We start from the raw sequence: 25436 nt of genomic DNA, 5'->3' as shown, positions 1-25436 counted from the left end.
TACATGAGCGAGATGGCATCCCGGGCCACGATGGCGGCAGGAACCGGGCTCGTCGCGATCGCAGGAATGACCATCCCTATCGTGCCGGTGTCGGCCGGGGCGCTGGCGTGCCTGCTCGTACGCATCCCTCTCATCAAGGGAAAAACCCTCTTACCCGAGCTGTGTCTGACTGGACTGGCCGTCATGGGCACCTGTCTCACCATCATCGATCACCGCCTCGCGCCCGGAACCTCTTTCTGGACCGGCGTAGGCTTCGGGGGCTTCGCCTCCACCATCATCGAGGCCGGCAAGAGCGCGGCCTTCGACGCACTGAAGGGCAGGCTGCAGGCTGCGGCCGGGGTGCTCTTCGGCCTCAAGGGAGGGACTGACGAATGACGAAACTGAGGATCAGGCTGGACGAGGCGTGGGCCTCGTACTGGCGCCTGTGGTCCGTCCGCTTCAAGGCGGTTGGCCTGGCGTTGGGGCCGGTCGCGGCCAGCGTGGGGGATGTGTGGGGCAATATGCCGCCGGACCTGCGCCACCTGCTGCCGTATGCGCAGTGGCTGGCTTACGGCATGTTTGCCATGTCGCTCTTCGCCCAGTTGGTGAAGCAGCCGGCGGCGGCCGAGAAGATCGCTGCCAAGCGGGAGGCCAAGACCAATGGCTGATGCCCAGAAGCAGCAAACCTGGACGCCGGGCAAGAAACTGACCGGCGCCGCGCTCACCGCGTTCACGGCGGCTACCGTTGCGCTGGTCGCTCCGGTGCTCACCGAGCCGAACGAGGGCTATAGCGGCCCGGTCTACAAAGATCCGGCCGGATACCTGACGCAGTGCTACGGCGAGCGTCAGGTCGATCCGAGCGTGATCTATTCGAAGAGCGCGTGCGCCACCAAGCTGCGTGCGCGGATGGCGAAGGACTATGGCCCTGCCATCGTCAAATGCGTGCCCGACTTCACCGCTCCGGCGCACCAGCTTGCCTACGGTGCCTCAATCGACGTCAGCTATAACGCTGGGCCTGCCGCTTTCTGCCGCTCGCCGATGGCCAAGGCCTTCAATGCAGGCCGGTGGACGGCAGGCTGCAAGGCATTTCCCGGTTGGTACGTCACATCGCGCGGCGTTCGGTATCCCGGCCTCGTGCGCCGCCGAGGCGAAGAGCAGTCGTTTTGCCTTACGGGGAAGCAGCGCTGATGGGCCTGATCGTGCCCACATGGGCTTACGCCGCCGGTGGCCTGGCCCTGGCCGTCGCGGGCTTTGGTGCAGGCTGGACCGCGCAGGGCTGGCACCGGGATAGCGGTGCTCTGAAGCAGGTCCAGGCAACCGCCAAGGACCTGCAGAAGCAGACCGACCGCATCGACGCCGCCGCCGCCACTTATGAGCAAAGCCGCCAGGACGCTGGCGTGAGAAGCGAGACCCGCACCAATGAAATTCGCACCATCTACAAGGATCGCCCGGTCAGTGCCGATTGCGCTGCTCCTGACGCTGTGCGCAGCGTGCTCGACGATGCGGTCGCCGACGCCAACGCCCGAGCTTCAGGCGAACCTGCGCCAGCTGTGTCCGCCGGTAGCGGCGCCGCCAAGCCCGCTCCTTGATCCGGAGCGCGGCGTCTGGGAGCAGGGCCTCATCGCGCAGTATGGCGACTGTGCCGAGCGGCACCGAATGACGGTGGAGGCTTGGCCCAAGAGCGCTACCATAAAGAAAAAGTGACCGGGTCGAACCCGGCTTGAGGGACGAGCCGACCCGGTCATTTACTGACGAACGAAGGGTGGTTCGCTGCGCCAAGCATTATGAAAATGCCGACGGACCGTTACGTTCCAAGGCGAAGGGAAAGTTGACTGCGGGGCGTTCGGGGCAGCTCCAAAAGCGCGATCCCCGCAGTCGTGGCCGACATAGACCACTTCGTGCCGTCGTCAAAGCTCGGCAAAAGATGGACGAATTTACGGGGAGCGGCGGGGGTACTCATTTAGGGCCGCACACCGGCTTACTGCAAATCCACGCTGATTTCCCGAGGAACCGCGTCGGAGGGGTCATCCGCCCTTATCGAACTTCTCTAGAGCCGCAACGATATGCTCCGCGAGAGGAACGTTCGATTTCCAGAGCGAAATTTTTGGTATCTCTCTGCGGAGTTCAAACCGCACAACGTTTTCGAAACCCTCAGAGACGTCGATCAGCTCATCGGGATTCTGCCCACGAGCATGGCAAATTTCCCGAGCAACCAATTCGATCTTATCCATAACAATTCTCCGCGATGGAAATTGCCGGTTTTGATCGAAGATACACCCCGTGTTCTCCCTTTCAAAATTTTAATGGATGGCCGTCCTGTATGCCATCTGGGCGGTCAAAGCCGCAGCGCCGCAGGCGCGCGCCTACGGTATGGGTAACGCGGGCGGGCCGCCGGACTGCGGCTGTGCACCTTCTTTAAGGCGCAGGGGGTGGTGGTGCAGTGTGGGGGCACGTGACGAAGTAGAATAGACTGGTAACCCTAGGTCGAAACGGGCCCGGCATTCTCTCCCGCCTTGTCCTTGGTAATCAGCGGATTTTCGGCTCGGCCCATGGTCCAGTTTCTTCCAAGTCGGACAGTGGCATTGGGCGCGCACCAAATCTCACCTGAGCAATCGAGCGCAGTCACCCAGATCAAATTGTGTTCTTGACCATAGTCGATCATGCCGATGGCATATCCATCGCCTTTGCCAAGGATGTGCAGCGGGATGGTTGGATTGAGTTGCGTGAACATGACGCGGTGCCTCGGATGGCAAACCGGCCGGTGCGGATAGCACCGGCCAGCGTTGCATTACTTGCCAGTGCCGGGCTCGGTCGTCTTGGGCGCCTTACCGTCCTCGACGCGACCTTCGTTACGCAGATCCCGCCCCTCCTGCGCCTTTTTGTGCGCCTCGGGGGACTTCCCGTGTTCGAATGCCTCTTCCTTCACGTAGCCGGCAGCTTCTTTCATTTCACCTTTGACACTCATGGTGCTCTCCTTTGTTGGCCGCGTGGTCGCAGCAAAGGCTAAGTGCACGAGGGCAGAAAAAGGTTGCTATGAGCAGAAGTGACCGGGCCGGACCCGTTTTAGAGGGACAGAACCAACACGGCCTTCTACTGACGAACGAAGGGTGGTTTGCTGCGCCAAGCATTGCACAAATGCTAGCGCGCCGTTTGCGTTCTATCGAAATGCCGAGATGGTTGCGTGGCAGCCCAGACGTCGCTCTGGGCGATCATTTCCGTCGCGCGCAACAGTTTCGGGCACACGAAAAATGCCGACGGTCTAGGGTCAGACCATCGGCAGGAAGGAACCACATCGCAATAGACTTGACCGGGCTGGTCCGGAGGGTCCAGCCAACTTGAAGCAGCCCGGTCAAATGCTGGCTAACAAACGGGGTCAGCATGCCAGCCTCTACGAAAATCCCGAAAGGATGAATAGTTGCCACCCAAAAACCGGCGGCGATGAAAATTTTGAAATGAGGCGACAGGTTAACCTTTCGGCGCTATCACTCACGTGCGACCCGAGGGTTTTACGAAACCCATGAAACTAAGCCCGAGGTAGTCTCCTGCCTCGGGTTTTTTCCTAATGGTGACAGAAAGGTGGGTTGCTGATAAATCCACCCTATGGAGTCTCGCATCCATATCCAGCGCAAGCATGTGCTCGAGGCAACCATACCATTAGGCGTTGCAGTCGAGGTTGACCCCAGCGTGTTTCCTTTGGCCGAGGGCGCGACAATGGCGGTGATCCCTGATTTCGACGGCCTTTGGCTTACGATCGTCCAGGAGACCACTCAGGCTCTAGAGGAAGTTCCGATCCTTGAAGGCTTCGAATGGGTGCGGCCAGAAGATGAGCCAAATCAACGCGCATCAAATTAGCTCCACCGGGTCGTCTTGAAGGAGAAAAAGTGATTGGGCCGATCCGGCATTTTTGAGCGCGCATACCTGCTCATCCAAAGACGAATTAACGCTGATTAGCTATTGCCCGCATAAAGTAAATTCCCAAAATCTTGGCTGGATTTCCGGTCAAAATCTCAGCATGACGACGAGATGTCCGGTGCATCCTTGAAATAGATTTTACTGGCATCACTATTATGGAACTCTACGAAAACGCCTCTGTAGCTTTTGGGACCAACCATAGCTATGTCGCTCTCAAAGTTTTTCTCAATATTCTTGAGTAACCTGAGCCAAATGTTTTCCTGCACCATAAATCGGACAATATGACAGCCTCTTTTGTGTGCTTTTGAAACGATCTGATCCATCGCATGCAAAATTCGGCGTTCGTCGTCGGACAACATGGCAATCCCCGTTTTTTTCAGGTGTGGTCAAACGGTCGTGGTGGGATATCTGGGGTGGTAACTCAGCCCTAGCAGCCTGAGCGCCCGGTACCAGATTCCGGCGTTCATAGCATACCTAGGCGAATCGGCCGATGTCGAGAACGGTCTGATGATCGCATGAAAGTTGGATTGGCCCGCCCGAGTCGCCCCCCAAGCTGCAATAGCCATGCGACAGGTGCTGAGGAACTTAGTGGAAAAATAGCGCAAGCATTCCATCAGACCACAAGGGCGCGTATGCCAGCGCCAAAGCGGCGATTACCGCCAAACCCATCACAATCGTAACCAAATTATCGCTCATGACTGTCCTGCGATAGTGGGCCTTCCCGCGCAGCAGCGGCCCGGACTGCTTCCCCCTCACTCTCGTGAGTGCTCGTACCGGTGCTGAGACAACCCATACAGGTCGCGGCTATCGCGCGTCGCCTCAGCTATCTACAAATGCGGCAAATTACGCAGCTTGGCAATGGGGCTAGCGCCCACGAAGTTTCCGATTTTGAGTTAAAAACTTTTGTGCTGCCAGCGGCATTAGGGTCTATCATAGCCCGACCGCCAAAAGGGGGCGTGGCGACCGCGCCGCGAGACCGAGCTCCTCAGCGGTTTAGTTTTTGGCAACGTTCCCGCTATGATCTGTTTTACGCCAAACGTGTTTTCGTTCGCGATACACCATCGCTCCACAACATTCACATGTCGATGTAAAATGGGATTCATCCCACTTTACATTTCTTGGCAAGACGGTGTGATAATCAAAGGCGCAGCGTAAAAAGCCTGGTAACATCGAAATCAGCATGGCGTACGCTCCTCTTCAGACGAGCGCCTGTCCGGCATAATATGAACCTCTCCCAACGAGCGGCAGATTTACGACCAGCCGCCTCAATTATCCGTCCACCCCACGACAGGCAGATGAGTAATCTGTTGCATAGCCGGCTTGAGAATGAGGCGCATTCACACCGAAAGCAAGCAGCAACCGTTATGCTCGGAGGGCGTTTTTACAGTCCTTTGAAGAGGAGAATGTGATGCGCAAGATACTTCTCGCGGCTGCAGCAACTTTCATCATTGCGGCAGGAACGCAGGCTCACGCACAGCCCGACCCAAATGGTCCACCACCGCCCCCCGAAATGCGACACCATCGCGATGATACTCCGCCACCACCGCCGCCCCCACCACATTGGCGCCACTCGCATGATCAATGGCAAAGACATGTCGAGCAATGCTCGGAACGTTATCGCAGCTACAACCCGCGCACCGATCGCTATGTCTATCGTCGCGGGCACACCGCGATTTGCAGGCTGTAAGGCATGAAGCTTAGCAGTGACGAATTGCGTTATGACTGATTAAGGCATTTTTAGCGGGCTAGGCGAAACGATGCTGCTTCGCCTAGCCTGTTTGCAAGACCAGAGGCCATTTGCCATCAGACGAGGCACCTCGCTGCACGATCTGCAAGCATGGCATCAGCCAAATCACCTGCTGTCCACACAGGGTTGCCCGTCGAAAGATCTGCGGCGATCTCAAAGAGGCGCTCGCGGAGAGCCTCGCGGTCGAGGTTCGCGATCCGGAACCCAGCCGCATTGCGATGCCCGCCGCCGCCTTGCCCCTTGGCCACCGAGCTGACGTCCATGCGATCGTCACGGCTTCGCAGTGACCAGGTGACGGCGTGCTCGCTCGATACAGACATGGCGGCGAACGGTGCGGCTGGGTGCTTGTCGAGCAGATGATGGCCGACGGCTGACACGAGCGAATACGGGCACTCGACCGAGATCACGCCCTCGATGCCCGCCACGGTGCGAAGATGCGCGCGGCTGGCAATCTCTTCGATCAGCTGGGCGCGCCAGTCGTAGATCGCTGCCCCCTCGATCAACGGGCCATCGCCTTCCTCCAGCACTTCGTTGATGGCTTCCATCCGCTCGATCGTTAGCGGACCGGCCTGCAGGGCAAGGTGAAGCAGCTCGGCGTGAGCCATCGTCCCTGGCTGGAAGCGCCAAAGGTCGTACCGCTCGGCCAATGCCACCAGCCGCGGCGCCAGTGCGCCGCGATGCGCGAAATCCCATGCCATCCGCGCGCCGCTGCGATTCATGTCGAAGAAGGGCACCACCGGATCGAAACTGAAGCTATCCAGGTCATCGAGGATCGCCGCCACGCCATCCACGGTGCCTGTATCCTGGTACTCACCGACAGCGAACTCGTGCAGCGCGGCCTGCGCTGTCTTGTGGTGGTCGAGGATCACGATCGATTTGCAGCCAGCCGCGACCATCGCGCGCAGATCATCGGCCGGGTAGCTGAAGTCGACGATCAGGATATTTTTGCCCGCCACGTCTTCCGGCGGCTGGTATCCATAGTTCGCTGCGACGTAGTTCGGGGTGCTGCCCCAGCGTTTCCAGCACGCCCAAGCGGCAACAATTCCATCGGCGCACTTGTCATGATATATGACCATATCCGGCGCCCATGAGAACGCTTCCGGAACAGGCGTGGTCAGCAAATGGTCAGCAGATGCTATTTCGTTCGCCTTTGAATCATGGTTCGTTCCACAAACTGTGGACGGATTTCTGCTAATTTTCACCGATTTACACCCTTCACACGGGTGGGGTCACAGGTTCAATCCCTGTCGCGCCCACCATCCTTCGGGATGGCCTTTGTTTCCGGCAACTTACCCTGACATCGCAACCGTTCAAAACCGCACGGCAACCATGCGCCCGGCTGCCGCGCAGCCTTGCGCCGATGCGCGTGAAACGGCATAGCGCGGCCATGCATGACATTCGTCTGATCCGCGAGAATCCCGAAGCGTTTGACGCCGGCCTCGCCCGTCGTGGGGTTGCCCCCGTTGCCGCCGAAATCCTGAAGCTGGACGAGCAACGCCGCGCGCTCGCCACCCGCATGCAGGAGGGGCAGAACCGCCGCAACGAAGCCTCTAAGGCGATCGGCAAGGCGATGGGTCAGGGCGACGCTGCCACCGCCGAAGCGCTCAAGGCCGAAGTCGCCGAACTGAAGGACAGCCTCCCCGCGCTCGAAGCCGAGGAAAAGGACATCTCGGCACAGCTCCAGAATGCGCTGGCGGTACTGCCCAACATTCCCGTCGCCGAAGTCCCCGAAGGTGAGGACGAGAGCCAGAACGTCGAAGTCTCACGCTGGGGCACCCCGCGTAGCTTCGATTTCAAGCCCAAGGAACACGCCGATCTTGGCCCGGTGCTGGGGCTCGACTTCGAGACCGGCGCCAAGCTCTCGGGGCGCGCTTCACGTTCCTCAAAGGCCAGATGGCGCGCCTCCACCGCGCGCTCGCGCAATTCATGCTGACCACGCAGAGTGATGCGAACGGCTACATGGAATGCAACGTGCCGCTGCTGGTGAAGGACGATGCCGTGTTCGGCACCGGCCAGTTGCCGAAGTTTGCAGAAGACCTGTTCCAGACCACCGACGGTCGCTGGATGATCCCCACCGCAGAAGTCTCGCTGACCAATGCGGTGCGCGAACAGATCGTCGACGAGGCCACGCTGCCCTTGCGCATGACCGCCCTCACCCCTGCTTCCGCTCGGAAGCGGGCGCGGCGGGGCGTGACACGCGCGGCTTCATCCGCCAGCACCAGTTCGAGAAGGTGGAACTCGTCACCATCGCCCGCCCCGAAGAGAGCGAGGCCGAGCACGAACGCATGGTCGCGGCAGCCGAGGGCATCCTGCAGGCGCTGGAACTGCCCTATCGCAAGGTACTGCTCTGCGCCGGTGACATGGGCGCAACGGCGAAGAAAACCTTCGATCTGGAAGTGTGGCTGCCGGGCCAGAGCGCCTACCGCGAAATCAGCTCGATCTCGAACTGCGGCGATTTCCAGGCGCGCCGCATGAACGCGCGCTACAAGCCGGAAGGCTCGAAGAAGACCGAGTTCCTGCACACGCTGAACGGCTCGGGGCTGGCGGTCGGCCGCACGCTCGTTGCCGTGCTGGAAAACTACCAGCAGGCGGATGGTTCGGTGCTGGTGCCGGACGTGCTCAAGCCATGGATGGGCAGCATCGAGAAGCTGGAGCCCGCGTTCTGATGCGCATCCTGCTCACCAACGACGACGGCATCAACGCGCCCGGCCTCTATGTGCTGGAGAAGATCGCCGCGCAGCTTTCGGACGATATCTGGATCTGCGCGCCGAGCGAGGAACAGTCCGGCGCCGGGCACTCACTGACGCTGAACCGCCCGGTGCGGCTGCACCAGCACGCCGAGCGACGTTTCTCGGTGAGCGGGACGCCAACCGATTCGGTGACGCTGGGGATCAAGAAGGCCATGCCCGGCCTGCCTGACCTGATCCTCTCAGGCGTCAATCGCGGGGCGAACCTCGGCGACGACGTGACCTATTCGGGCACGGTTTCCGCCGCCATGGAAGGCGCGCTGGCAGGCATCCCCTCGATCGCGCTGAGCCAGGTCCCGACCAGAGAAGACGCTGGCAGGAATGTCGATTTCTCCGCCGCAGAGGAATGGGGCGCCAAGGTCCTGCGCCCGCTGCTCGACATGGCGTTCGCGCCCCGCACGCTCATTAACGTGAATTTCCCGCCCGTGCTGGGCAGCGATGTTCAGGGTGTGCGCGTGGTCCGTCAGGGCTTTCACGATTATGCACGCGGCTCGGTGGTCGAAGGCATAGACCCGCGCGGCTTCCCCTACTTCTGGTTCGGCCTCCATGGCATCGAGCACACGCCGGGCCGTGACACCGATCTTGAGGCCATCGCGCAGAACTGCATCTCGGTGACACCGCTGCACGTCGATCTCACGCACACCGCCTCGATGGCCGCCCTTTCGGCACGGTACGCCCAGTGAGGCCCGCCGTTCTCCTGCTCTCGGGCGCAGCCGCGCTTCTCGCAATGCCGGTGCTTGCCGCGCCGGATGCGAAACCGGCTAACCTCAGACAGGAGAGCGTGCATGTTGTGGGCCCCGGCGAGACGCTGAACGGCATCGCCAACCGCGCCGGAGTGGAACCGCGCGAAATCGCCGAGGAAAACGGCCTCGAAGCCCCGTTCGTGGTCCATGTCGGCCAGAAGCTCGACATCCCGCGCGGCGATGCCTCGGTCGATGCCGAGCGCACCGCACGCCGCGTGATCGCCGCACGCGGACCGCAGGACCCAGACGCATCGCCCGCCCCTGCCCCGCAGGCGCCATTGGCAGACAGCCATATCGTCACCGCCGGGGAGACCCTGAGCGGCATCGCCCGCAAGGCCGGTCTGTCGCAAAGCCTGATTGCCGAGGCCAACGGCATCGCAGCACCCTACAGCGTGCGTGTCGGCCAGCACCTGATCCTGCCGCGAAGCCGCACCCATGTCGTGGCGGCGGGCGAAACCACGTTCAGCATCGCTTACGATCTGGCTATGCCGTGGGAGCAGATCGCGACCGCCAACAACCTCGACCCCAAAGCCCCGCCCCGCGTCGGTCAACGACTGATCATCCCCACCGTGATGGGCAAACCGATGCAACCGGGGGCCTCCGCCCTCCCCGCCGTCGCAGCGGCTCCGATCGCAACCCCCTCGCCCGCCAAGCCCTCCACAGCGCGCTTTGCCTGGCCGCTCAAGGGCGCGATCCGTCGCGGGTACAGCCCTAGCGGCTCCACACATGACGGCCTCGATATCGCAGGTGCCGAAGGCGCTCCGGTACGGGCGGCCGCCGCAGGAACCGTCGTCTTCGCCGGTGCCGAGGACAAGTATCACCAGTTCGGCAATCTGGTGGTCGTCGATCATGGCAATGGCTGGGCCACCGCCTATGGCTTCCTCCAGCGCGTGACCGTGAAGCAGGGCGAAACCGTGCGATCCGGGGAACGCGTGGGCATCGTGGGCGATACCGGGCTTGCCAAGAGCACCGAACTGCACTTCGAGGTTCGCCACGACGGCAAACCGGTCGATCCGCTGGACGCGCTGCCTCCCGCGCCCTAACCTCAGCCGCGATGGCCAGACATCGCGTCAATCCCCTCAGCTTCCGCCCTTTGCGCAGGGCCTTGCGCGTACCGGTCTGGGCTGACGTGGGCCTGCGCCTTGGTGCAGCCTTTGCGTTGATCGGGCTGGTGGTACTGGTCCACTGGATGGACCGTGGCGGCCTCAAGGACACGCACGACAACACCGTCAGTTTCCTCGATGTCGTCTATTTTACGATGATCTCGATCACCACGACCGGCTTTGGCGACATTGCTCCGGTCAGCGATCGCGCAAGGCTGATCGAGGCTGTTCTGGTGACGCCGATCCGTCTTGCCGTCATCACCATCTTCGTGGGCACGGCCTATAACTTCATCATCAAGCGCAGTTGGGAGACCTGGCGTATGCGGCGCATACAGGAACGCCTGAAAGACCATATCGTCGTGCTCGGCTTTGGCGTGAGCGGTTCGGAAGCCGTACACGAACTGGTCGCGCGCGGCACCGAACCGGGACAGATAGTGGTCGTCGATCCCTCGCCCGCACGCCTCGCGCATGCCGAATCGATGGGCTGCAACGTCATGGAAGGCGATGCGACTCGCGACGAGACACTCACCGCCGTGCGCATTTCCACCGCGCGTACCGTGCTGGTTTCCGCCGGGCGCGACGATACCTCGGTGTTGATCGTGCTGACGGCGCGCCATCTGGCCCCCAGCGTGCCGATCACTGTCGTCGTACGCGCCGACGATAACGAGCAACTCGCCCGGCAAGCAGGTGCAAACAACGTCATCAACCCGGTGCGTTTTACCGGGCTTCTACTGGCAGGCTCGGCGGAAGGGCAGCACACGGCGGACTACATGTCCGACCTCGCCTCAGCCGAAGGCCGCGTGCAACTGGTCGAACGCCCGATCCGCCCGGAGGAAGTCGGACGCCCGCTGGAGAGCATCGGCACCGGCAAGGGCCTGCGCGTCTATCGGGGCAAACGGATGATCGGCTTCTGGGAATCCGAAGCGCATGTTCTCGAACCCGGCGATGTTATCATGGAAATAGCCGTCACCGCACCGCGATGAGTCGTTATCCCAGCGCCCAGAACACCGTGCCCATGGCAAGGTAGACGACCAGCCAGCCCACGCAGTCGAGCAAGCGGCGCATCGGCTCCAGTGCGCTGCGACGCTGCGTCAGCCACACGGCGGGAATCACAAAGGCAATGGCAAGGCCTCCCGACTGCATGAAGTAGAGCCAGGGCTTGGCCTTCATCATGTCCACGCCGATGCGGGCATAGAAATGGCCCAGCATGATGGCGGCAATCACCAAGATCACAGCAACCGAAAGCGCGCTGTCCGGCTGGCGCTCGTTAGAGGCGATCAGCATGCGCCGGGGGCGAAAAAGAACCCGGTGCCACAGCAGATTGACCAGCCACGCCACCGCGGCAGCCAGCACGACACCCAACCAGTTCACCGGACCCATCTGCAAATTCCCCAGACTTTGGAAACCCCTGCGCAGGGCCTAGCGCGAACGGCATTCAAAGGATAGCCTGTTGCGAATCACATGCACGCCTTTCCCTGATGACTTTCAGGGGCAAAACGCGTATCGGGCGCGCCAATCCCATGGCTATTGAAATCCCCTCCCCGCCCAAAGTCGGCATGGTGAGCCTCGGCTGTCCGAAGGCTCTGGTCGATTCCGAACGCATCCTCACGCGCCTGCGCGCCGATGGCTACACGATGAGCGCCGACTATGCCGGTGCCGATGTCGTGCTCGTCAACACCTGCGGATTCCTCGATTCCGCCAAGGAAGAGAGCCTGGCCGCAATCGGCGAGGCGATGGCCGAGAATGGCCGTGTTATCGTGACCGGCTGCATGGGCAATGAAGCCGAGGCCATCCGCGCGAAATTCCCTGATGTGCTCGCCGTGACCGGTGCCCATCAGTATGAGGCCGTGGTCGAAGCGGTGCACGATGCCGCACCGCCCGAACTGTCACCCTATGTCGATCTGATCCCTCAGATCTACGACGAGGCGGGCGTCAAGCTGACCCCGCGCCACTACGGCTATCTGAAGATTTCCGAGGGCTGCAACCACGCCTGCTCGTTCTGCATCATCCCCTCGCTGCGCGGCAAGCTGGCGAGCCGCCGCATCGACGCCGTGTTGCGTGAAGCGGAAAAGCTGGTGCAGGCCGGCACACGCGAATTGCTCGTCATTAGCCAGGACACCTCGGCCTACGGCGTCGATGTGCGGCACGAGACCCGCACCTGGAAAGGCCGCGGAGTCCGTACCCACATGACCGACCTCGCGCGCGAGCTTGGCCAGTTGACGGACGCGCAAGGCAACCACCCCTGGGTGCGCCTGCACTACGTCTACCCCTACCCCCATGTCGATCAGGTCATCCCGCTGATGGCCGAGGGGCTCGTCACCCCCTACCTCGACATCCCGTTCCAGCACGCAGCGCCCTCGGTGCTGAAGTCGATGAAGCGGCCCGCGAACGAGGCGAAGGTTCTCGAACGTCTGCGATCGTGGCGCGAAATCTGCCCCGATCTTACCATTCGCTCCAGCTTCGTGGTCGGTTTCCCCGGCGAGACCGAAGCCGATTTCCAGTACCTGCTGGACTGGCTGGACGAAGCACAACTCGACCGGGTTGGCGCGTTCAAGTTCGAACCCGTCGAAGGCGCTTCTGCCAATGACCTGCCGAACGCTGTGCCGGAAGCCGTCAAGCAGGAGCGCTACGAGCGAATCATGGAAAAGACGGCGGCTATCAGCGCCACCAAGCTGCAGGCAAAAATCGGGCGCGTGCTCCCGGTCATTATCGATGACGTTGGCGAGCCGGATGAAGATGGCGAGATCGGCGCAACGGGTCGCTCGCAGTCCGATGCACCCGAAATCGATGGAAACGTCTACCTGCGCGATGTTGGCAGTGACCTGCAAGCCGGTGATATCGTTGAAGTTATCATCGAAGATGCGGACGAGCATGATCTGTTCGGAGCGATAACGTCCAGCTGACGCGAATCAATTTGCATCCCAATGCAAATGCAAATTCTGCAAGAACGTAAAAGTTTTCGCATTTGCGGCAGAGGCGCACCTCAAGCATAAAGAGCATGCCTTTCAGGCATCCTCTCCCAAAAACTTTCAAATAGGCTGGTCTTCTGACCGGCCTTTTTTTTTGCTTTGTCCCGCCGGAGAGGTGAGCGCAAAGCACCGGTGCGCTTCCCTTCTTCGCAGCTACAGCAATTCCGAAAAGCGTAGTGATTGCAGCAAAATCACCTCATGAGTGCATATCTTGCAATCATATCCATCTTTTTCGCATTTGTCCAAAATCGAGCTTGCAGGCATATAAGAAGCGCCTTTCAGGCATCCTCTCCCAAAAACTTCCATAAAGGCTGGCCTACGCTAGCCTTTTTTTTCGCCTGCGGCAGATGCCCTCGCGACTTGCGACCTCCCTTTGAAAACTCCTCCAAATTTTAGGTCTGTCCCACGATCGGGACAGATCGCCATCGCTCGCGACTGCACAATGTCATTTCGCACTTGCAGCATTAAGCGATTCGGGCGATACAGACAGTGCCTTTCAGGCATCCTCTCCCAAAACTTCGGGCTGGCCTTTGGGCCGGCCCTTTTGTTTTCGGCGATGTGAAAACAGTCGCGCAAGCTCATCAGGAAACGCGATTGCCGCACCGGTCGCGAGAGCTTAGACCTTCGCGCATGCGCAAATCCTTCTCCCTTGCCCTCGCCGGGCTGCTTGTCGGCTCCACCCTGAACATCACACCTGCCACAGCCCAAGCTGCTGCGCCGGCCGCCGCCGCTGCCCCCAGTCTCAGCGCCACACAGCTTTCTGCCATTGATCAGGCGGTCAGCAAGATCTTGGCGGATAGTGGCGTGCCCTCCGCCCAGGTCGCGGTGACACAAGGTGGTCGGATTGTCCTGGCCCGAGCGTGGGGCAAGGCCGGGGAAGGTATGCCCGCCCAGCCCGATCAACCTTATCAGATCGCATCGAACTCCAAGCAGTTCCTCGCAGCTCTAATTCTCAAGCTGCAAGACGAAGGCAAGCTCTCGCTGGACGATCATGTCTCGAAATATCTCGATGGCATCAGCGGTGGCGATACTATCACCATTCGTCAGTTGCTCTCGCACACGTCCGGCCTGCGCGATTTCTGGCCGCAGGACTACATGTTCAGTGACATGACCAAGCCCATCAGCCCACAGGAAATCCTGCATCGCTGGGCCAGTGCTCCGCTTGACTACACACCGGGAACACGGTGGCAATACTCGAACACCGGCTATGTCGTGGCCGGGTTGATCGCAGAGAAGGTTGGTGGGGCTCCGCTGTGGCAGCAGCTTGAAACGACCTTCTTCAAACCGCTGAGCATGCATCCGCTCAATATCGACGACACCAACAAGCCGGGGTTCCCGCAAGGCTATCACCGTTACGCTCTGGGACCGGTAGAGCCAGCAACGCCGCCTGCCGCCGGATGGCTGTGGGCCGCTGGCGAACTGTCGATGACGGCTTCCGACCTTGCGCGCTGGGATATCGCCCGGCTTAACCGCCAAATCCTGACCGCGAAAGATTGGGAGGAGCAGGAAAGCCCGGTCATCCTGGCAGACGGCACCGATCCTGCGTATGGTCTTGGTGTGTCGAGCGGCGTGGCAAATGGTCGCCGCTTCATCAACCATGGTGGCGAATCGGTAGGGTTCCTTTCACAGAACACCGTCTATCCCGACAGCGATGTCGCCATCGTAGTGCTGACCAACGCCGATTTCGGCTCAGTCACCGGCTCAATAACCCAGGCTATCGCCGATATCGTGATGCCGAAAGACCTTCCGGCAGATAGCGGCCAGACGCAACGCGCCGACGATGCCAAGGCGCAACTGCAGGCACTGATCGCGGGCACTTTCGATCCGGCCAAGTTTACCGAACATGCCCGCTTCTATTTCACCCCAATCGTGCGGCGCGATTACAAGAGCAGCCTTGCACCGCTCGGCCCGGTCACAGCCTTCGCCCCGGTCGGCAAGCCGCGCCTGCGCGGTGGTTTCGTCAATCGCAACTTCGAGATCAGCTTCGGCGCGAAGAAGCTTCACCTTGTAACATATGCCGAGCCCGGCGCCGCCGGTCGCTGGGAGCAGTTCATCGTGATGCCTGCCGACTGACAAGAATCAAGCGATTGCAGCACATAAAGGCGGTGGAAGATCGCGGGCACATGGCCTAGCCATAGGGCATGGCCCCACGCACGCGAATCTTCACCGCCGCTCTCGTCGTCATCGGCGATGAGATCCTGTCCGGCCGCACGCATGACAAGAACATCGCGCAGGTTGCCGCATGGCTACAGGTTCAGGGTATACGCTTGCGCGAAGTGCGCGTGGTGGCCGACGATACGCCCGCTATCGTCGAGGCCGTGAATACGCTGCGCGCCCGAAACGATTACCTGTTCACCACCGGCGGCATCGGGCCGACGCATGATGACATTACCGTCGATGCAATTTCGGAAGCCTTTGGCGTGCCTGCCGTCGTCCATCCGGAAGCGCGGGCTATTCTGGAAGAGTACTACACCTCGCGCGACAGCGAATTGACAGAAGCACGCTTGCGGATGGCCCGCACGCCCGAAGGCGCCAGCCTGATCCCCAACCGCTATACCGGTGCTCCCGGCATTCGAATCGACAATGTCTTCATAATGGCCGGCGTTCCCAGCATTACTGCCGGCATGCTCGATGCCCTGACCGGAACGCTCGAAGGCGGAGACCCGGTGCTGTCGGCCACCATCGGCTGCTGGGTCGGGGAAAGCGAGGTCGCCGACCTGCTGCGCGATGCAGAAAAGGCTTTCGAGAGTTGCCAGATTGGCTCCTACCCTTTCTGGGCAGAGGGCAGAACCGGCGCCAACTTCGTCATCCGTTCGGTCGATCCTGCTGACCTCACTGCCTGCGCAACGATGGTAAGCGAAGGCCTGACTGCGCTCGGCAAGGAGCCGGTATCCGACGGCATTTGAACGACATATGGTGTCCGCCGCCGTAAGCGATCTGGAAGCAGCCCTTGCCGCGCAGGACGATGCCACGGGCGCGCTTGCGCTCTGGTGTCAGAAGCGGGGCTTTTCACGAGCACCGGTGATACGGGTTGAACGCCTGCACACCCAGCAAAGCGCCGTTACGCCCCCCCTGCGGAAACCCGTGCGCTTTTGTACCTCAAGTCTGAGCAACGCTTCGGTTTTCGGCATGTCAGGCTTACCTGCGGCACCCGCGTACTGTCCGAAGCCCGCAACTGGTTCGTCCCCGACCGGTTGACGGTGGATATGAACCATACCCTGACGGAAACGGACATTCCGTTCGGCGAGGCCGTCGCCGCGCTCGCCTTTCGCCGGGACCGCCTCGAATCGATCAAGGGACCGGGTTTCCCCGATTCGCCACCGGAAACGATACTGACCCATCGCGCGCTCCTGCGCCGTCCGGATGGACTGCCGATCGCACTTGTGGTCGAATGCTATCAGCCTGGCGCTCTTTCGCCAGCCTGATCTCCGCCCATCTCTGCCTCCCGTTCCGGCTCCAGATAGACGAGACGGAAATCGCCACGTTCGATATCTGCTACCGTGTGTTGGAGAAAGTGCTGCGCACCATCTTCGGGATGAATGAATGTCCGCCTCCCCCCTTCCCGTTCACGCACCGCCTGATCGGCCCAGCCTTCGCGAAACAATAGGCTGCTTTCCTGAAGTCTTTCAACCACGAACCGGACTCTCGGATCTGCGATCGCAAGCCCGAAATCGCGCCGAAACTCACCCAGAACGCGAATAGCCCGCTGACGCCAGTCAGGCAGGAGGTTGCGCGCAGCAGGATGCGTAAACACATAGACCAGAAGGTTCGGTGTCTCCGTCTCATCGAACAATCCCGCGAACAACCGTCTCGCAGCTCTATTTGCGCAACACACTGTCCACGCCGGATCAAGCGCATAGGCAGGGCATGACAAGGCCCGCACGAGTGCTTCCAGCGCTGGCGGCGCGTCCGAGCCAAGGCTGGGAGGATGGGCCGGGTCATGCCGCTCTGCCAACGAGAACAGATAGCGGCGCTCTGCCGGGGCCAGATTGAGCCCCTCAGCCAGCCTGCCCAGCGCTTCGGCGGAAGGCCGAATCTCGCGCCCCTGTTCTATCCATGCCAGCCAGGTGGTACCGATGCCCGCGCGCTCCGCCAGTTCCTCCCGCCGCAGTCCGGGGGTCCGCCGACGGCGCGCACCTGAGGGCGCTGCCACTTTTTCCCGCCGCGCTCTTACGAATGCGCCCAGCAGGTATCGCTGCTCATCACTGGTCATGGTGGCATTTGTAACAGGATAAATGAGCATCTTGTAACAGGTTAAATTTCGCGCAGGAAGGCCACCCAAGGAGAAGCAACCCATGACTGACCGTAATGATGCCCTGATCCACAGCCAGTTTGGCACTGTCGCAGCCGCCTATGTGGGCAGCGCCGTTCATGCCAGTGGCGCAGATCTGCAGCACATCGCGAAGCTCGCCGAGATACATCGCCCGGCCCATGCGCTTGATCTCGGAGCAGGCGGCGGTCACGTCAGTTACGCGATGGCGCCGTTCGCAGGTACCGTCACAGCCTGCGACCTGTCACCGCAAATGCTGGATCAGGTCATCGCCGAAGCCACCCGGCGCGGCTTCGACAATGTCGATGTCACCACCGCGCCTGCCGAAGCACTGCCCTTCGCAGATGGCACTTTCGATTTCCTCGCCTGCCGCTTTTCGACGCACCACTGGCATGATGCGATGGCAGGACTGCGCGAGGCACGCCGCGTCCTCAAGCCACGAGCGTCAGCTGTTTTCGCAGATGTCATGGCCCCTAGCCTCGCAATTACCGACACCCATTTGCAGGCTATCGAACTGCTCCGCGACCTCTCGCATGTGCGTGATTATTCGACGGCTGAATGGACTTCGATGCTGACGCAGGCGGGTTTCGCAATTTGCTCTTTCACAACAGCTCGCTTGCGAATGGACTTCGCCGACTGGACATCGCGCATGCGCACCTCGCACGATCGCTGCGAGGCGATCCGCACGCTCCAGCGTGCAGCCGCGCCAGCCGCCACTGCTCATTTCGAGATCGAGGATGACGGGTCGTTTACCCTCGACACGATTCTGATCGAGGTATGCTGAAAGCCAGGCGAACTCTAAAGTACAGACACCCCAAACACAAAAAGGCCGGGAGGTTTCCCTCCCGGCCTTTTCTGTCCGTTACCGGCGACGTCTGAGATCAGACGCCGGCGACTTCGGTCGTGTCGATCTTCAGGCCCGGGCCCATCGACGAGGACAGCGTGACCTTGCGGACATACTTGCCCTTGGCGCCCGAGGGCTTCGCCTTGACGATCGCATCGACGAACGCGCTGAAGTTGGTCAGCAGGTCAGCGTCCGAGAACGACATCTTGCCGATACCGGCGTGGATGATGCCCTGCTTCTCGACGCGGAACTCGATCTGGCCGCCCTTGGCGTCCTTCACGGCCTGCGTCACGTTCGGGGTGACGGTGCCCAGCTTCGGGTTCGGCATCAGGCCCTTGGGACCCAGCAGCTTACCGAGACGGCCGACGACGCCCATCATGTCCGGGGTGGCGATGACGCGATCGTAGTCGAGGTTGCCGGCCTGCATGTCTTCCATGAGGTCTTCGGCACCAACCTTGTCGGCACCAGCGGCCAGAGCCTCCGCAGCCTTGTCACCCTTGGCGAACACAGCGACCTTGACGGTCTTGCCGGTGCCGGCCGGGAGCGAGACCATGCCACGGACCATCTGGTCGGCGTGACGCGGGTCAACACCCAGGTTCATCGCGATTTCAACGGTCTCGTCGAACTTGGTGGCCTTGAGGTCACGCAGGGTCTGGAGCGCTTCGCCAACAGCGTAGAGCTTCATGTTGTCGCCGAGCTTGGCTGCGAGAGCCTTCTGGTTCTTGGTCTGCTTCATGGGATCAGCCCTCCACCACTTCGAGGCCCATCGCGCGAGCGGAGCCTTCGATGATCTTCGTTGCGGCTTCGATGTCATTGGCATTGAGGTCGGCCATCTTGACCTGGGCGATCTCAGACAGCTTCGAACGGGCGATCTTGCCAGCCGAAATCTTGCCGGGCTCCTTCGAGCCGGACTTGAGACCGGCAGCCTTCTTGATCAGGAAGCTGGCGGGCGGAGTCTTGGTGACGAACGTGAAGCTGCGATCCGCGTAGACGGTGATGATCGTCGGGATCGGCATGCCGTTCTCGAGTTCCTGCGTCGACGCGTTGAACGCCTTGCAGAACTCCATGATGTTCACGCCGCGCTGACCCAGAGCCGGACCGATCGGCGGCGACGGGTTAGCCTTGCCGGCCGGAACCTGCAGCTTGATATAACCAGTAATTTTCTTGGCCATGAGGCCTTTCCTTTCACACTGTCGCGTCGATCCGGGAGAGCCCCAAGCCGACACTCATGTTGAGCGGTGATGCGGGCGACAAGCACCCTTCCGCACAGAATCGGACCCGGCACGCCGGACCGAAGGCGGCCCCTTACGGCAAAGGCGAACAAAAGGAAAGAGGTCGCGCATCTTCCTTTCACGCCGCTTTGACGCGCTGCCGGCCGCCTTATGCGTCGGCGCGGGGAAACAACGAAATCAGACCTCACAAATTTTACATTGCGTGTTATATATCTCGTTATGAATAATGCACCATCATCGCACGATCTGATTGCCGAACTGGGTTACATGACCCTGGGAAGCCGATTTCGGCGCCTTGGAGAACGCCTGCAAGCAGGGGTTGCAGAGACCTTTCGTGATGGTGGAATCGGCGTACAGCCTGCGCAGATACCGGTCATCCACGCGCTTGGCGAAGGCCCTTCGACAGTCGGCGCCCTGGGCCAGCGCCTTGATCTCAGCCAGCCAGGCATCACCCGGAGTCTCGGCAAACTGGCAACCGACGGGTTCATTGAAGTCGTGCCCGGACGGGCTGATCAACGCCAGCGCGAAGCCCGCCTTACGGACAAAGGGCGCGCCCTGCTCACGCGACTGAGCGCCGAATTCTATGCCGATGTCGAGGCGGCTGTAGCCGCAATCTGCGAAGCGCCCGCCGAAAATCTGCTCGCCTATCTCGACCGTTTGGATGCTGCGCTCGCCGAAATCCCGCTCGAAAGCCGCATCCGCACCGAACGCACCAAAAGGACCGCGCGATGACCCTCGCCCCTGCCGCCTTGAATACCTTACCGCCCGAACTCCATGGCCGCCTGCTGTGGACCGCACTAACCGGCGAGCAGCGCCGTCATTCGCTTGGCGATGATCTGGCCCGACGCTTCCATCCCGACATCGGACCACTCGCTGCGATCCGGGAGGACACTCCGGAGTGCCTCGCGGCTCTGGGCAGACTGGCGCAGGAAACCGGACCGCTCGCACTCATGCAACCTGGAGCGGTCCTGAAGGTGCCGGGTACGGAGACGGTAAAAATCGGCGCAGGTGTGCGCATGGTGCTGGCTGATACACCACCGCTCAAGCACGCCAGCGAAGCGGTGCCGGTTCGATTAAGCCAGCGCGATTTCCCCGAGATGCTCGAACTTGCGACCCTGACGGCACCCGGCCCGTTCGGCACGCGCACCGGCGATCTCGGACAGTTCTGGGGCATTCGCGAAAACGGCCGCCTGCTGGCGATGGCGGGACGCCGCATCACAACGGCGAATGTCGTCGAAGTCAGCGGTGTCTGCACGCACCCCGATGCGCGCGGACGCGGGCTTGCCGCCCTGCTCTCACGTCATGTCGCCGATTCGATCCTGGCGGAAGGTCGCCTCCCTATCCTGCACGCCTACAGCGACAACGAACGCGCACTGGCTATCTATCGCGATCTCGGGTTCACCCTGCAGGAGCACGTCACCTTAACGATCTACGCCCCGGTGCCATAAGGCACGCGGGGCGCGAAACACAGCTTGTCCCGTCAAGGAAGGCCGGAAAAGCAGCGAGGCGCGATCCGCCTCGCCCGCTCTTGATGTTACTTGCTGAGCTCGACGTGCTCGAAGTCGAGTTCGACCGGCGTCGCACGGCCGAAGATCGAGACCGAGACCTTGACCTTGTTCTTGTCGAAATCGAGCTCCTCGACCACGCCGTTGAAGCTGGCGAACGGACCATCGAGAACCTTGACCGAATCGCCGATCTCGTAATCGATGTTCACCTGCTTACGCGGCTCGGCTGCGGCAGCCTCTGCGGCACCGAAGTAACGCGCGGCCTCGCTCTCGCTGATCGCCTGCGGCTTGCCGTTGGCGCCAAGGAAGCCGGTGACCTTCGCGGTGTTCTTGACGAGGTGATAGACGTCATCGTTCAGCGTCAGCTTGGCGAGCACGTAACCGGGCATCGTCTTGCGTTCGGTCTGCACCTTCTTGCCGCGCTTCACTTCGGTGATGGTTTCCGAAGGAACCTGCACGTCCTCGACGAGCTGCGACAGACCGATACGCTCGGCTTCGGCGATGATGGATTCCTTCACCTTGCTCTCGAAGCCGGAGTAGGCGTGGATGATGTACCAGCGGGCCATGAAGTCTCTCTTTAGTCCGGTGTTCAGGCGATCAGATGAGCGACAGCAGCGAGCTGACGACCCAGCCGAACAGCGCATCGATGCCGAGGAAGAAGACCGCGAGAATCACAGTCATGATACCTACGAAGATCGCCGTCGTCACCGTCTCCTGGCGCGAGGGCCAGTGGATCTTGGAGGCTTCCGCGCGCACCTGCTGCACAAACTGGCCGGGCGAGGTCTTTGCCATGTCGTTCGCTCTCGTGTGTCTCTTGCCAGCCCGGACCGCGAACCTGCGACCGGCGGCGTGAATTGTTCGAGTCTTCCGGCTAGGGGCCATCGCCGCCCCGGCCGAGGCCGGGAGGAGCTGAAGGATCCGCATGTCGGAAGAGAGTGGCGGACTTAACCTTCGTCGGGCGGAATTGCAAGGTCTGCCGGACTCGCCAGACGCGCAAGAAACGAATTGGGCGTGCTGAAGATGATCCGTGCGCCGTCCGGCAGCGCCACAGGCTTGCGAGTACCGATATACCACAGATAGTCGGCATGGCGCGCAGGCCGGAACTTGCGCAGGTCGATATCCTGATCCGGGCCATACAGAATCCGATGCGACGGATCCGCGAAGCGATAGGTCTGGTCGCGCATCGAAAGCATATGCACATCCGGCAGCGCGAAATTGGAGTTCTCCATCGCGCTGCGACGAACGACCGCATAGCTGCCGAAGTGCTCGAACGGGCCGAATTTCCACTGATGGAAGGGAATGGCAACCGCCGTGGCCACACGCGCGCCCTCAGGCACGTAATCCAGCGCAGCGATCAACTGCTTCGCCGTTTGTGCATCACGGTGCCAGACATACGACGTCACACCCAGCCTTGCGCAGAATACCGAAGCAGCAGCCACGACCAACCACAACGGGAGCGCCCAGTCGATCGCGAGGCAAGCTGTCAGCAGAGCGGTGGTGCTCAGGCGGTAATCAGCATAATCACCGCCAAAGATCTGACGCGGCACGATCAGGGTCAGCACGAAAAGCAGCAACGCGCCCCATCCCATGCGACCATCGATCTTGCGGAGCGCGAAAGCCGCGACCAGCACCAGCAGGATGACCCAGATACTGGTGATATCGAGCGTGTAATCGTAGCTGCGCATCGCCTTGTAGAGGATGGCCCACTTGTACTCCAACACCTGCCAGCCGTAGGAAACCTTGGTATTGGCCCCCATGCCGAGCAGCATCGGCAGGATCGGAAAGATCAGCGGCCAGGGCTTGAGGAACGGCCGCCAGTCCAGCCAGTTCTTGCGCTTACTCCATTCGTAGCCGAACACCATCACGCCGAGCACGCCCCAGCCTGATACGTGGCAGAGCCACACTACAAACGATGCGGGAATAAACGGCAGTACGCGCCAGCGCTTGCCATCGAGCTTTACCCATAAGGCAAAGACAAGCAACGCAAAGGCCAGCGACAGCGACCAGTTGAGGAACCCCATCAACAGTGCCGGGGACCAGATCAGCGCCAGCGCCAGCATCGCGCCACCGATATGCGACGATAGAGCGTCCAGCTGACCGCCATGATCGCGGCGCCGGTCAGCACCGGGATCAAGCCGACGATAATCCGACCCGCCAGTTCCAGACCGAACAGCGGCGCCAGCGGCACCATCAGCAACTCCGCACCCAGGTTGCCCGTCCATTCCCAGTGGAACGTGAAATAGTCGGTCAGGAAAGGATCCCGCCCATGATCGAGCATCACCTTGAAGCCCGCGAGATGCGAGGGATAGTCGGTCATTTCCGGCGCCCACGCGACCAGTGCCGGCAGGCAGGCGATCAGCGAGAGGGCGATTCCGATCCACAATGCCGGCAGGCGCGAGCCAGTCGCGTCATGCGGACGTCGTGGATTTTCAGCGATGTCGTCCGTTTCCGGACGCGCGGTTCCGTGCATTGCCGAGTACAGCTTTCCCGATACCCCATCAGGCGCGCGACGACGTCATGCCGCACGCATCCCGCGATTCGGTGAATCGACGGGCTCTCCTAATCGTCATGGCACAATTGGCAAGGTCCGCGCCATGCCGGGAGCGCATCCCTCCCCGATCCGTTCCCGTCAGACCAAGAATTGGATGATCAGGGCGATAAGGGTCCAGAGCAGCGCATCTGCAAGCAGAATCACACGCAAATCAAGGCGCTTTGCAGACGTCGGTGTAATGGGAAAAGCAGGCGCAGATTCGGCTGAAACCGAAACTTCCGGCCAAGGGACACTTGTCATCATGGTGTGCAACCCAAACCCTGGCCAGCGCCAGCACGCCCTGAAATAGCGACGAATCGTTTACAAAGGCTTATAAAAGCCCGCCGCGCTCACAGCGCAACGCAATCTCGAGAAGGAGAATTTGACGATTTGGGAAAGTGGCAGGAGTGCACGGACTCGAACCGTGGGCCCTCGGTTTTGGAGACCGATGCTCTACCAACTGAGCTACACTCCTGCGGGAGCGCTGCCTCTAGAGGCACTTTCACTGGATTACAAGCGCCTCTCTCAAGATTTTCGGAAGCAGGTTTGACTGGGCATTTTCAGCGACCTCCTCTCTCTGTTATGCCCTGAGGCGTGGAAGCCGCAGAAACTCCTCCGATCATTGACCCCGGCCTGCTGATGCTGGCCTATCGTACCGGCATTTTCCCCATGGCAGATGCGCGCGACGATCCGGAAATCTTCTGGGTGGAACCCCGCTTGCGCGCGATCATCCCTCTCGATGGCTTTCGCCTGTCCCGCTCGCTGGCACGCACCTTGCGCCGCGAGCGCTTCACGGTGACGTGCAATGCAGCCTTCGATCAGGTCATCACCGCCTGCGCTGCTCCTCGCCCCGATCCGGAAGCAACCGACAGCGAATCCGGAAGCTGGATCAGCCATCGCATTCAGGCAAGCTATCAGCGCCTGCACGACATGGGCCTCGCCCATTCGATCGAATGCTGGCAACGGGATGAGAATGGCGAGCACGCACTTGTCGGCGGCCTCTATGGCGTGGGTTTCAACCGGGCGTTTTGCGGCGAGAGCATGTTTTCCCGCGTTCCGGACGCATCGAAAGTGGCGCTCGCCTGGCTCGTGGCCGCCTTGCGCAAAGCGGATGCGCAACTGCTGGATTGCCAGTTCATGACGAGCCACCTGGCCTCACTGGGCGCAGTGGAAATCCCGCAAAAGCGCTACCTTGCGCTCCTGAACGAAGCTCAGTCGTCCGCAGGTGCCGTCGATGTCCCGACAGGGGCAACTGAAGGCGCTGCAACCGCAGCAGCCTTTGCAGCAGGCGCTTCTTCCGGAGCCGCAGCACTTTCGCTGCCCGAAGGCTTCGGCGCATTGCTCGCGCTGGCTGGGGCGGGAGACCCCGCCTCCTCTCCGGGGAAGTGCATATCGCACTTCTTGACCCATACATCGTAGACCGGGTGCTGCACCACGTTCAACGCAGGCGAATTCTTGAACAGCCAGCCCGAGAACACCTTGTGCCAGGCCAGCTTTTCCTGGGTGCTCGCGCGCTCCTCGACGAAGACCTGCACGAAAGCACCCTCCTCTTCGGGGCGCTCCCACGGCAAGGTCTTGTCGCATGTAGCGACCTTTACGACCAGATTACCCATGCGACGCGATTCGCCGGGCTTCATCACCAGATCCTGCGAAAGGTTGTTTCGCTTGTTCAGGACACCAAGCGTAACCACGCGATCTTTGTTGGGCGTTCCGATGCGCTGTCCCTGCTCTGCCTGAGCGGGACTGGCCTGCATACCGGCGATCGCATCCGGCACGTCGGTAGCGTGCGCGTCAACATCAGGCGCACGCCCCTTGCTGCAGGCGGACAGCGCCAGCAGCGACACCGCCATCACAG

The 25436-nt window shown here is 61.2% G+C and carries 29 protein-coding genes, 1 tRNA gene and 2 pseudogenes; 18 read left to right on the top strand and 14 right to left on the bottom strand.

The genetic code is table 11. The features are described from left to right. The first annotated feature begins 3 nt into the window (after positions 1-3). Genes CI805_RS06465 through CI805_RS06450 form a run of 4 tightly spaced genes read left to right on the top strand, consistent with a single transcriptional unit; the run spans position 4 to position 1568 of the window. Positions 4-375: a hypothetical protein gene (locus CI805_RS06465; RefSeq protein WP_260927330.1), complete on the top strand. Its 372-nt coding sequence runs from the start codon at positions 4-6 to the stop codon at positions 373-375. Further along, on the top strand, positions 372-647 hold the full coding sequence (locus tag CI805_RS06460; protein WP_260927328.1) for a hypothetical protein: 276 nt from the start codon (positions 372-374) through the stop codon (positions 645-647). The genes CI805_RS06465 and CI805_RS06460 overlap by 4 nt, the downstream gene beginning before the upstream one ends. Continuing rightward, positions 640-1167 carry a glycoside hydrolase family protein gene (locus CI805_RS06455; RefSeq protein ID WP_260927327.1) on the top strand — a complete coding sequence of 176 codons (528 nt, stop codon included), beginning with the start codon at positions 640-642 and terminating at the stop codon, positions 1165-1167. The genes CI805_RS06460 and CI805_RS06455 overlap by 8 nt, the downstream gene beginning before the upstream one ends. Next, positions 1167-1568 carry a hypothetical protein gene (locus tag CI805_RS06450; protein WP_260927326.1) on the top strand — a complete coding sequence of 134 codons (402 nt, stop codon included), beginning with the start codon at positions 1167-1169 and terminating at the stop codon, positions 1566-1568. Before CI805_RS06455 ends, CI805_RS06450 begins: the two co-directional genes overlap by 1 nt. A 435-nt stretch (positions 1569-2003) precedes the next feature. Here CI805_RS06450 and CI805_RS06445 read toward each other — a convergent pair whose 3' ends face one another. The 3 genes from CI805_RS06445 to CI805_RS06435 form a co-directional block, all read right to left on the bottom strand. Beyond that, complete coding sequence (locus CI805_RS06445; RefSeq protein WP_260927325.1) at positions 2004-2210, bottom strand: hypothetical protein; 207 nt, start codon at positions 2208-2210, stop codon at positions 2004-2006. A gap of 248 nt (positions 2211-2458) precedes the next feature. Further along, the gene (locus CI805_RS06440; RefSeq protein WP_260927324.1) at positions 2459-2710 is read right to left on the bottom strand and encodes a hypothetical protein; all 252 of its coding nucleotides are present in this window, start codon (positions 2708-2710) and stop codon (positions 2459-2461) included. Positions 2711-2767: 57 nt separating this feature from the next. Continuing rightward, positions 2768-2944: a hypothetical protein gene (locus CI805_RS06435; protein ID WP_260927322.1), complete on the bottom strand. Its 177-nt coding sequence runs from the start codon at positions 2942-2944 to the stop codon at positions 2768-2770. A gap of 635 nt (positions 2945-3579) precedes the next feature. Between CI805_RS06435 and CI805_RS06430 the strand changes: the two genes are divergently transcribed. Then, a complete protein-coding gene (locus CI805_RS06430; protein ID WP_260927320.1) occupies positions 3580-3831 on the top strand; it encodes a hypothetical protein in 252 nt (83 codons plus the stop codon). Between the two features lie 1468 nt (positions 3832-5299). Next, a complete protein-coding gene (locus CI805_RS21065) occupies positions 5300-5578 on the top strand; it encodes a BA14K family protein (protein WP_409934940.1) in 279 nt (92 codons plus the stop codon). A gap of 116 nt (positions 5579-5694) precedes the next feature. Here CI805_RS21065 and CI805_RS06425 read toward each other — a convergent pair whose 3' ends face one another. Next, positions 5695-6759, bottom strand: a complete 1065-nt coding sequence (locus CI805_RS06425) for a DHHA1 domain-containing protein (protein ID WP_260927319.1) — start codon at positions 6757-6759, stop codon at positions 5695-5697. A gap of 266 nt (positions 6760-7025) precedes the next feature. Here CI805_RS06425 and serS point away from each other — a divergent pair. The 4 genes and pseudogenes from serS (at position 7026) to CI805_RS06405 (ending at position 11214) form a co-directional block, all read left to right on the top strand. Beyond that, positions 7026-8304: pseudogene (gene serS / locus CI805_RS06420) on the top strand (serine--tRNA ligase). Then, positions 8304-9068, top strand: a complete 765-nt coding sequence (surE, locus tag CI805_RS06415) for a 5'/3'-nucleotidase SurE (protein WP_260927317.1) — start codon at positions 8304-8306, stop codon at positions 9066-9068. Before serS ends, surE begins: the two are co-directional and overlap by 1 nt. Positions 9069-9166: 98 nt before the next feature. Further along, positions 9167-10171 (top strand): LysM peptidoglycan-binding domain-containing M23 family metallopeptidase, encoded by a 1005-nt coding sequence (locus tag CI805_RS06410; RefSeq protein ID WP_260927316.1) that lies wholly within the window; start codon positions 9167-9169, stop codon positions 10169-10171. 11 nt (positions 10172-10182) lie between these two features. Next, positions 10183-11214, top strand: a complete 1032-nt coding sequence (locus tag CI805_RS06405) for a potassium channel family protein (RefSeq protein WP_260927314.1) — start codon at positions 10183-10185, stop codon at positions 11212-11214. Positions 11215-11218: 4 nt separating this feature from the next. On the opposite strand, the gene CI805_RS06400 is transcribed toward CI805_RS06405, so the two are convergent. After that, positions 11219-11611: a DUF1761 domain-containing protein gene (locus CI805_RS06400; protein ID WP_260927313.1), complete on the bottom strand. Its 393-nt coding sequence runs from the start codon at positions 11609-11611 to the stop codon at positions 11219-11221. A gap of 140 nt (positions 11612-11751) precedes the next feature. Here CI805_RS06400 and rimO point away from each other — a divergent pair, with 140 nt between their 5' ends. From rimO to CI805_RS06380, 4 genes are all read left to right on the top strand, one after another. Further along, positions 11752-13134 (top strand): 30S ribosomal protein S12 methylthiotransferase RimO, encoded by a 1383-nt coding sequence (gene rimO / locus CI805_RS06395; protein WP_260927312.1) that lies wholly within the window; start codon positions 11752-11754, stop codon positions 13132-13134. A gap of 696 nt (positions 13135-13830) precedes the next feature. After that, positions 13831-15273 (top strand): serine hydrolase domain-containing protein, encoded by a 1443-nt coding sequence (locus CI805_RS06390; RefSeq protein WP_260927311.1) that lies wholly within the window; start codon positions 13831-13833, stop codon positions 15271-15273. A gap of 68 nt (positions 15274-15341) precedes the next feature. After that, on the top strand, positions 15342-16106 hold the full coding sequence (locus CI805_RS06385; RefSeq protein WP_260927310.1) for a competence/damage-inducible protein A: 765 nt from the start codon (positions 15342-15344) through the stop codon (positions 16104-16106). A 186-nt stretch (positions 16107-16292) separates the two neighbouring features. After that, positions 16293-16625: a hypothetical protein gene (locus CI805_RS06380; protein WP_260927308.1), complete on the top strand. Its 333-nt coding sequence runs from the start codon at positions 16293-16295 to the stop codon at positions 16623-16625. Here CI805_RS06380 and CI805_RS06375 read toward each other — a convergent pair. Then, complete coding sequence (locus CI805_RS06375; protein ID WP_260927306.1) at positions 16598-17413, bottom strand: helix-turn-helix transcriptional regulator; 816 nt, start codon at positions 17411-17413, stop codon at positions 16598-16600. The two genes, CI805_RS06380 and CI805_RS06375, sit on opposite strands and share 28 nt — an antisense overlap. Before the next feature lie 82 nt (positions 17414-17495). Here CI805_RS06375 and CI805_RS06370 point away from each other — a divergent pair, with 82 nt between their 5' ends. After that, positions 17496-18254 carry a class I SAM-dependent methyltransferase gene (locus CI805_RS06370; RefSeq protein ID WP_260927304.1) on the top strand — a complete coding sequence of 253 codons (759 nt, stop codon included), beginning with the start codon at positions 17496-17498 and terminating at the stop codon, positions 18252-18254. A 97-nt stretch (positions 18255-18351) separates the two neighbouring features. Here CI805_RS06370 and rplA read toward each other — a convergent pair whose 3' ends face one another. Both rplA and rplK read right to left on the bottom strand, forming a co-directional pair. Then, a complete protein-coding gene (gene rplA / locus CI805_RS06365; protein ID WP_260927302.1) occupies positions 18352-19050 on the bottom strand; it encodes a 50S ribosomal protein L1 in 699 nt (232 codons plus the stop codon). A 4-nt stretch (positions 19051-19054) separates the two neighbouring features. Continuing rightward, positions 19055-19486 (bottom strand): 50S ribosomal protein L11, encoded by a 432-nt coding sequence (gene rplK / locus CI805_RS06360; RefSeq protein WP_260927300.1) that lies wholly within the window; start codon positions 19484-19486, stop codon positions 19055-19057. 327 nt (positions 19487-19813) lie between these two features. Here rplK and CI805_RS06355 point away from each other — a divergent pair, with 327 nt between their 5' ends. Together CI805_RS06355 and CI805_RS06350 are read left to right on the top strand one after the other, a co-directional pair. After that, positions 19814-20278 (top strand): MarR family winged helix-turn-helix transcriptional regulator, encoded by a 465-nt coding sequence (locus tag CI805_RS06355; RefSeq protein WP_260927298.1) that lies wholly within the window; start codon positions 19814-19816, stop codon positions 20276-20278. Next, entirely contained in the window at positions 20275-20994 is a 720-nt protein-coding gene (locus CI805_RS06350) for a GNAT family N-acetyltransferase (RefSeq protein ID WP_260927296.1), read from the top strand. Before CI805_RS06355 ends, CI805_RS06350 begins: the two co-directional genes overlap by 4 nt. Before the next feature lie 86 nt (positions 20995-21080). Here CI805_RS06350 and nusG read toward each other — a convergent pair whose 3' ends face one another. From nusG to CI805_RS06325, 5 genes are all read right to left on the bottom strand, one after another. Continuing rightward, on the bottom strand, positions 21081-21617 hold the full coding sequence (gene nusG, locus CI805_RS06345) for a transcription termination/antitermination protein NusG (protein ID WP_260927294.1): 537 nt from the start codon (positions 21615-21617) through the stop codon (positions 21081-21083). A 31-nt stretch (positions 21618-21648) separates the two neighbouring features. Beyond that, on the bottom strand, positions 21649-21843 hold the full coding sequence (gene secE, locus CI805_RS06340; protein ID WP_260927289.1) for a preprotein translocase subunit SecE: 195 nt from the start codon (positions 21841-21843) through the stop codon (positions 21649-21651). A gap of 152 nt (positions 21844-21995) precedes the next feature. Next, a complete protein-coding gene (locus CI805_RS06335; protein ID WP_260927287.1) occupies positions 21996-23111 on the bottom strand; it encodes a hypothetical protein in 1116 nt (371 codons plus the stop codon). Beyond that, positions 23093-23434, bottom strand: coding sequence for a hypothetical protein (locus tag CI805_RS06330; RefSeq protein ID WP_260927285.1), 342 nt, complete (start codon positions 23432-23434; stop codon positions 23093-23095). Before CI805_RS06330 ends, CI805_RS06335 begins: the two co-directional genes overlap by 19 nt. Positions 23435-23980: 546 nt before the next feature. Beyond that, positions 23981-24056, bottom strand: a tRNA-Trp gene (locus tag CI805_RS06325). A 164-nt stretch (positions 24057-24220) separates the two neighbouring features. Between CI805_RS06325 and aat the strand changes: the two genes are divergently transcribed. Further along, complete coding sequence (gene aat / locus CI805_RS06320; RefSeq protein ID WP_260927841.1) at positions 24221-25000, top strand: leucyl/phenylalanyl-tRNA--protein transferase; 780 nt, start codon at positions 24221-24223, stop codon at positions 24998-25000. Positions 25001-25035: 35 nt separating this feature from the next. Here aat and CI805_RS06315 read toward each other — a convergent pair. After that, positions 25036-25218: pseudogene (locus CI805_RS06315) on the bottom strand (DUF2155 domain-containing protein); the annotation flags it as partial. Positions 25219-25436 lie beyond the last annotated feature (218 nt).

Source organism: Novosphingobium sp. 9, from assembly GCF_025340265.1.
GTDB lineage: Bacteria > Pseudomonadota > Alphaproteobacteria > Sphingomonadales > Sphingomonadaceae > Novosphingobium.
Note: the sequence above shows the minus strand (reverse complement) of the source record. Positions and strands in the feature narration are given on the sequence as shown.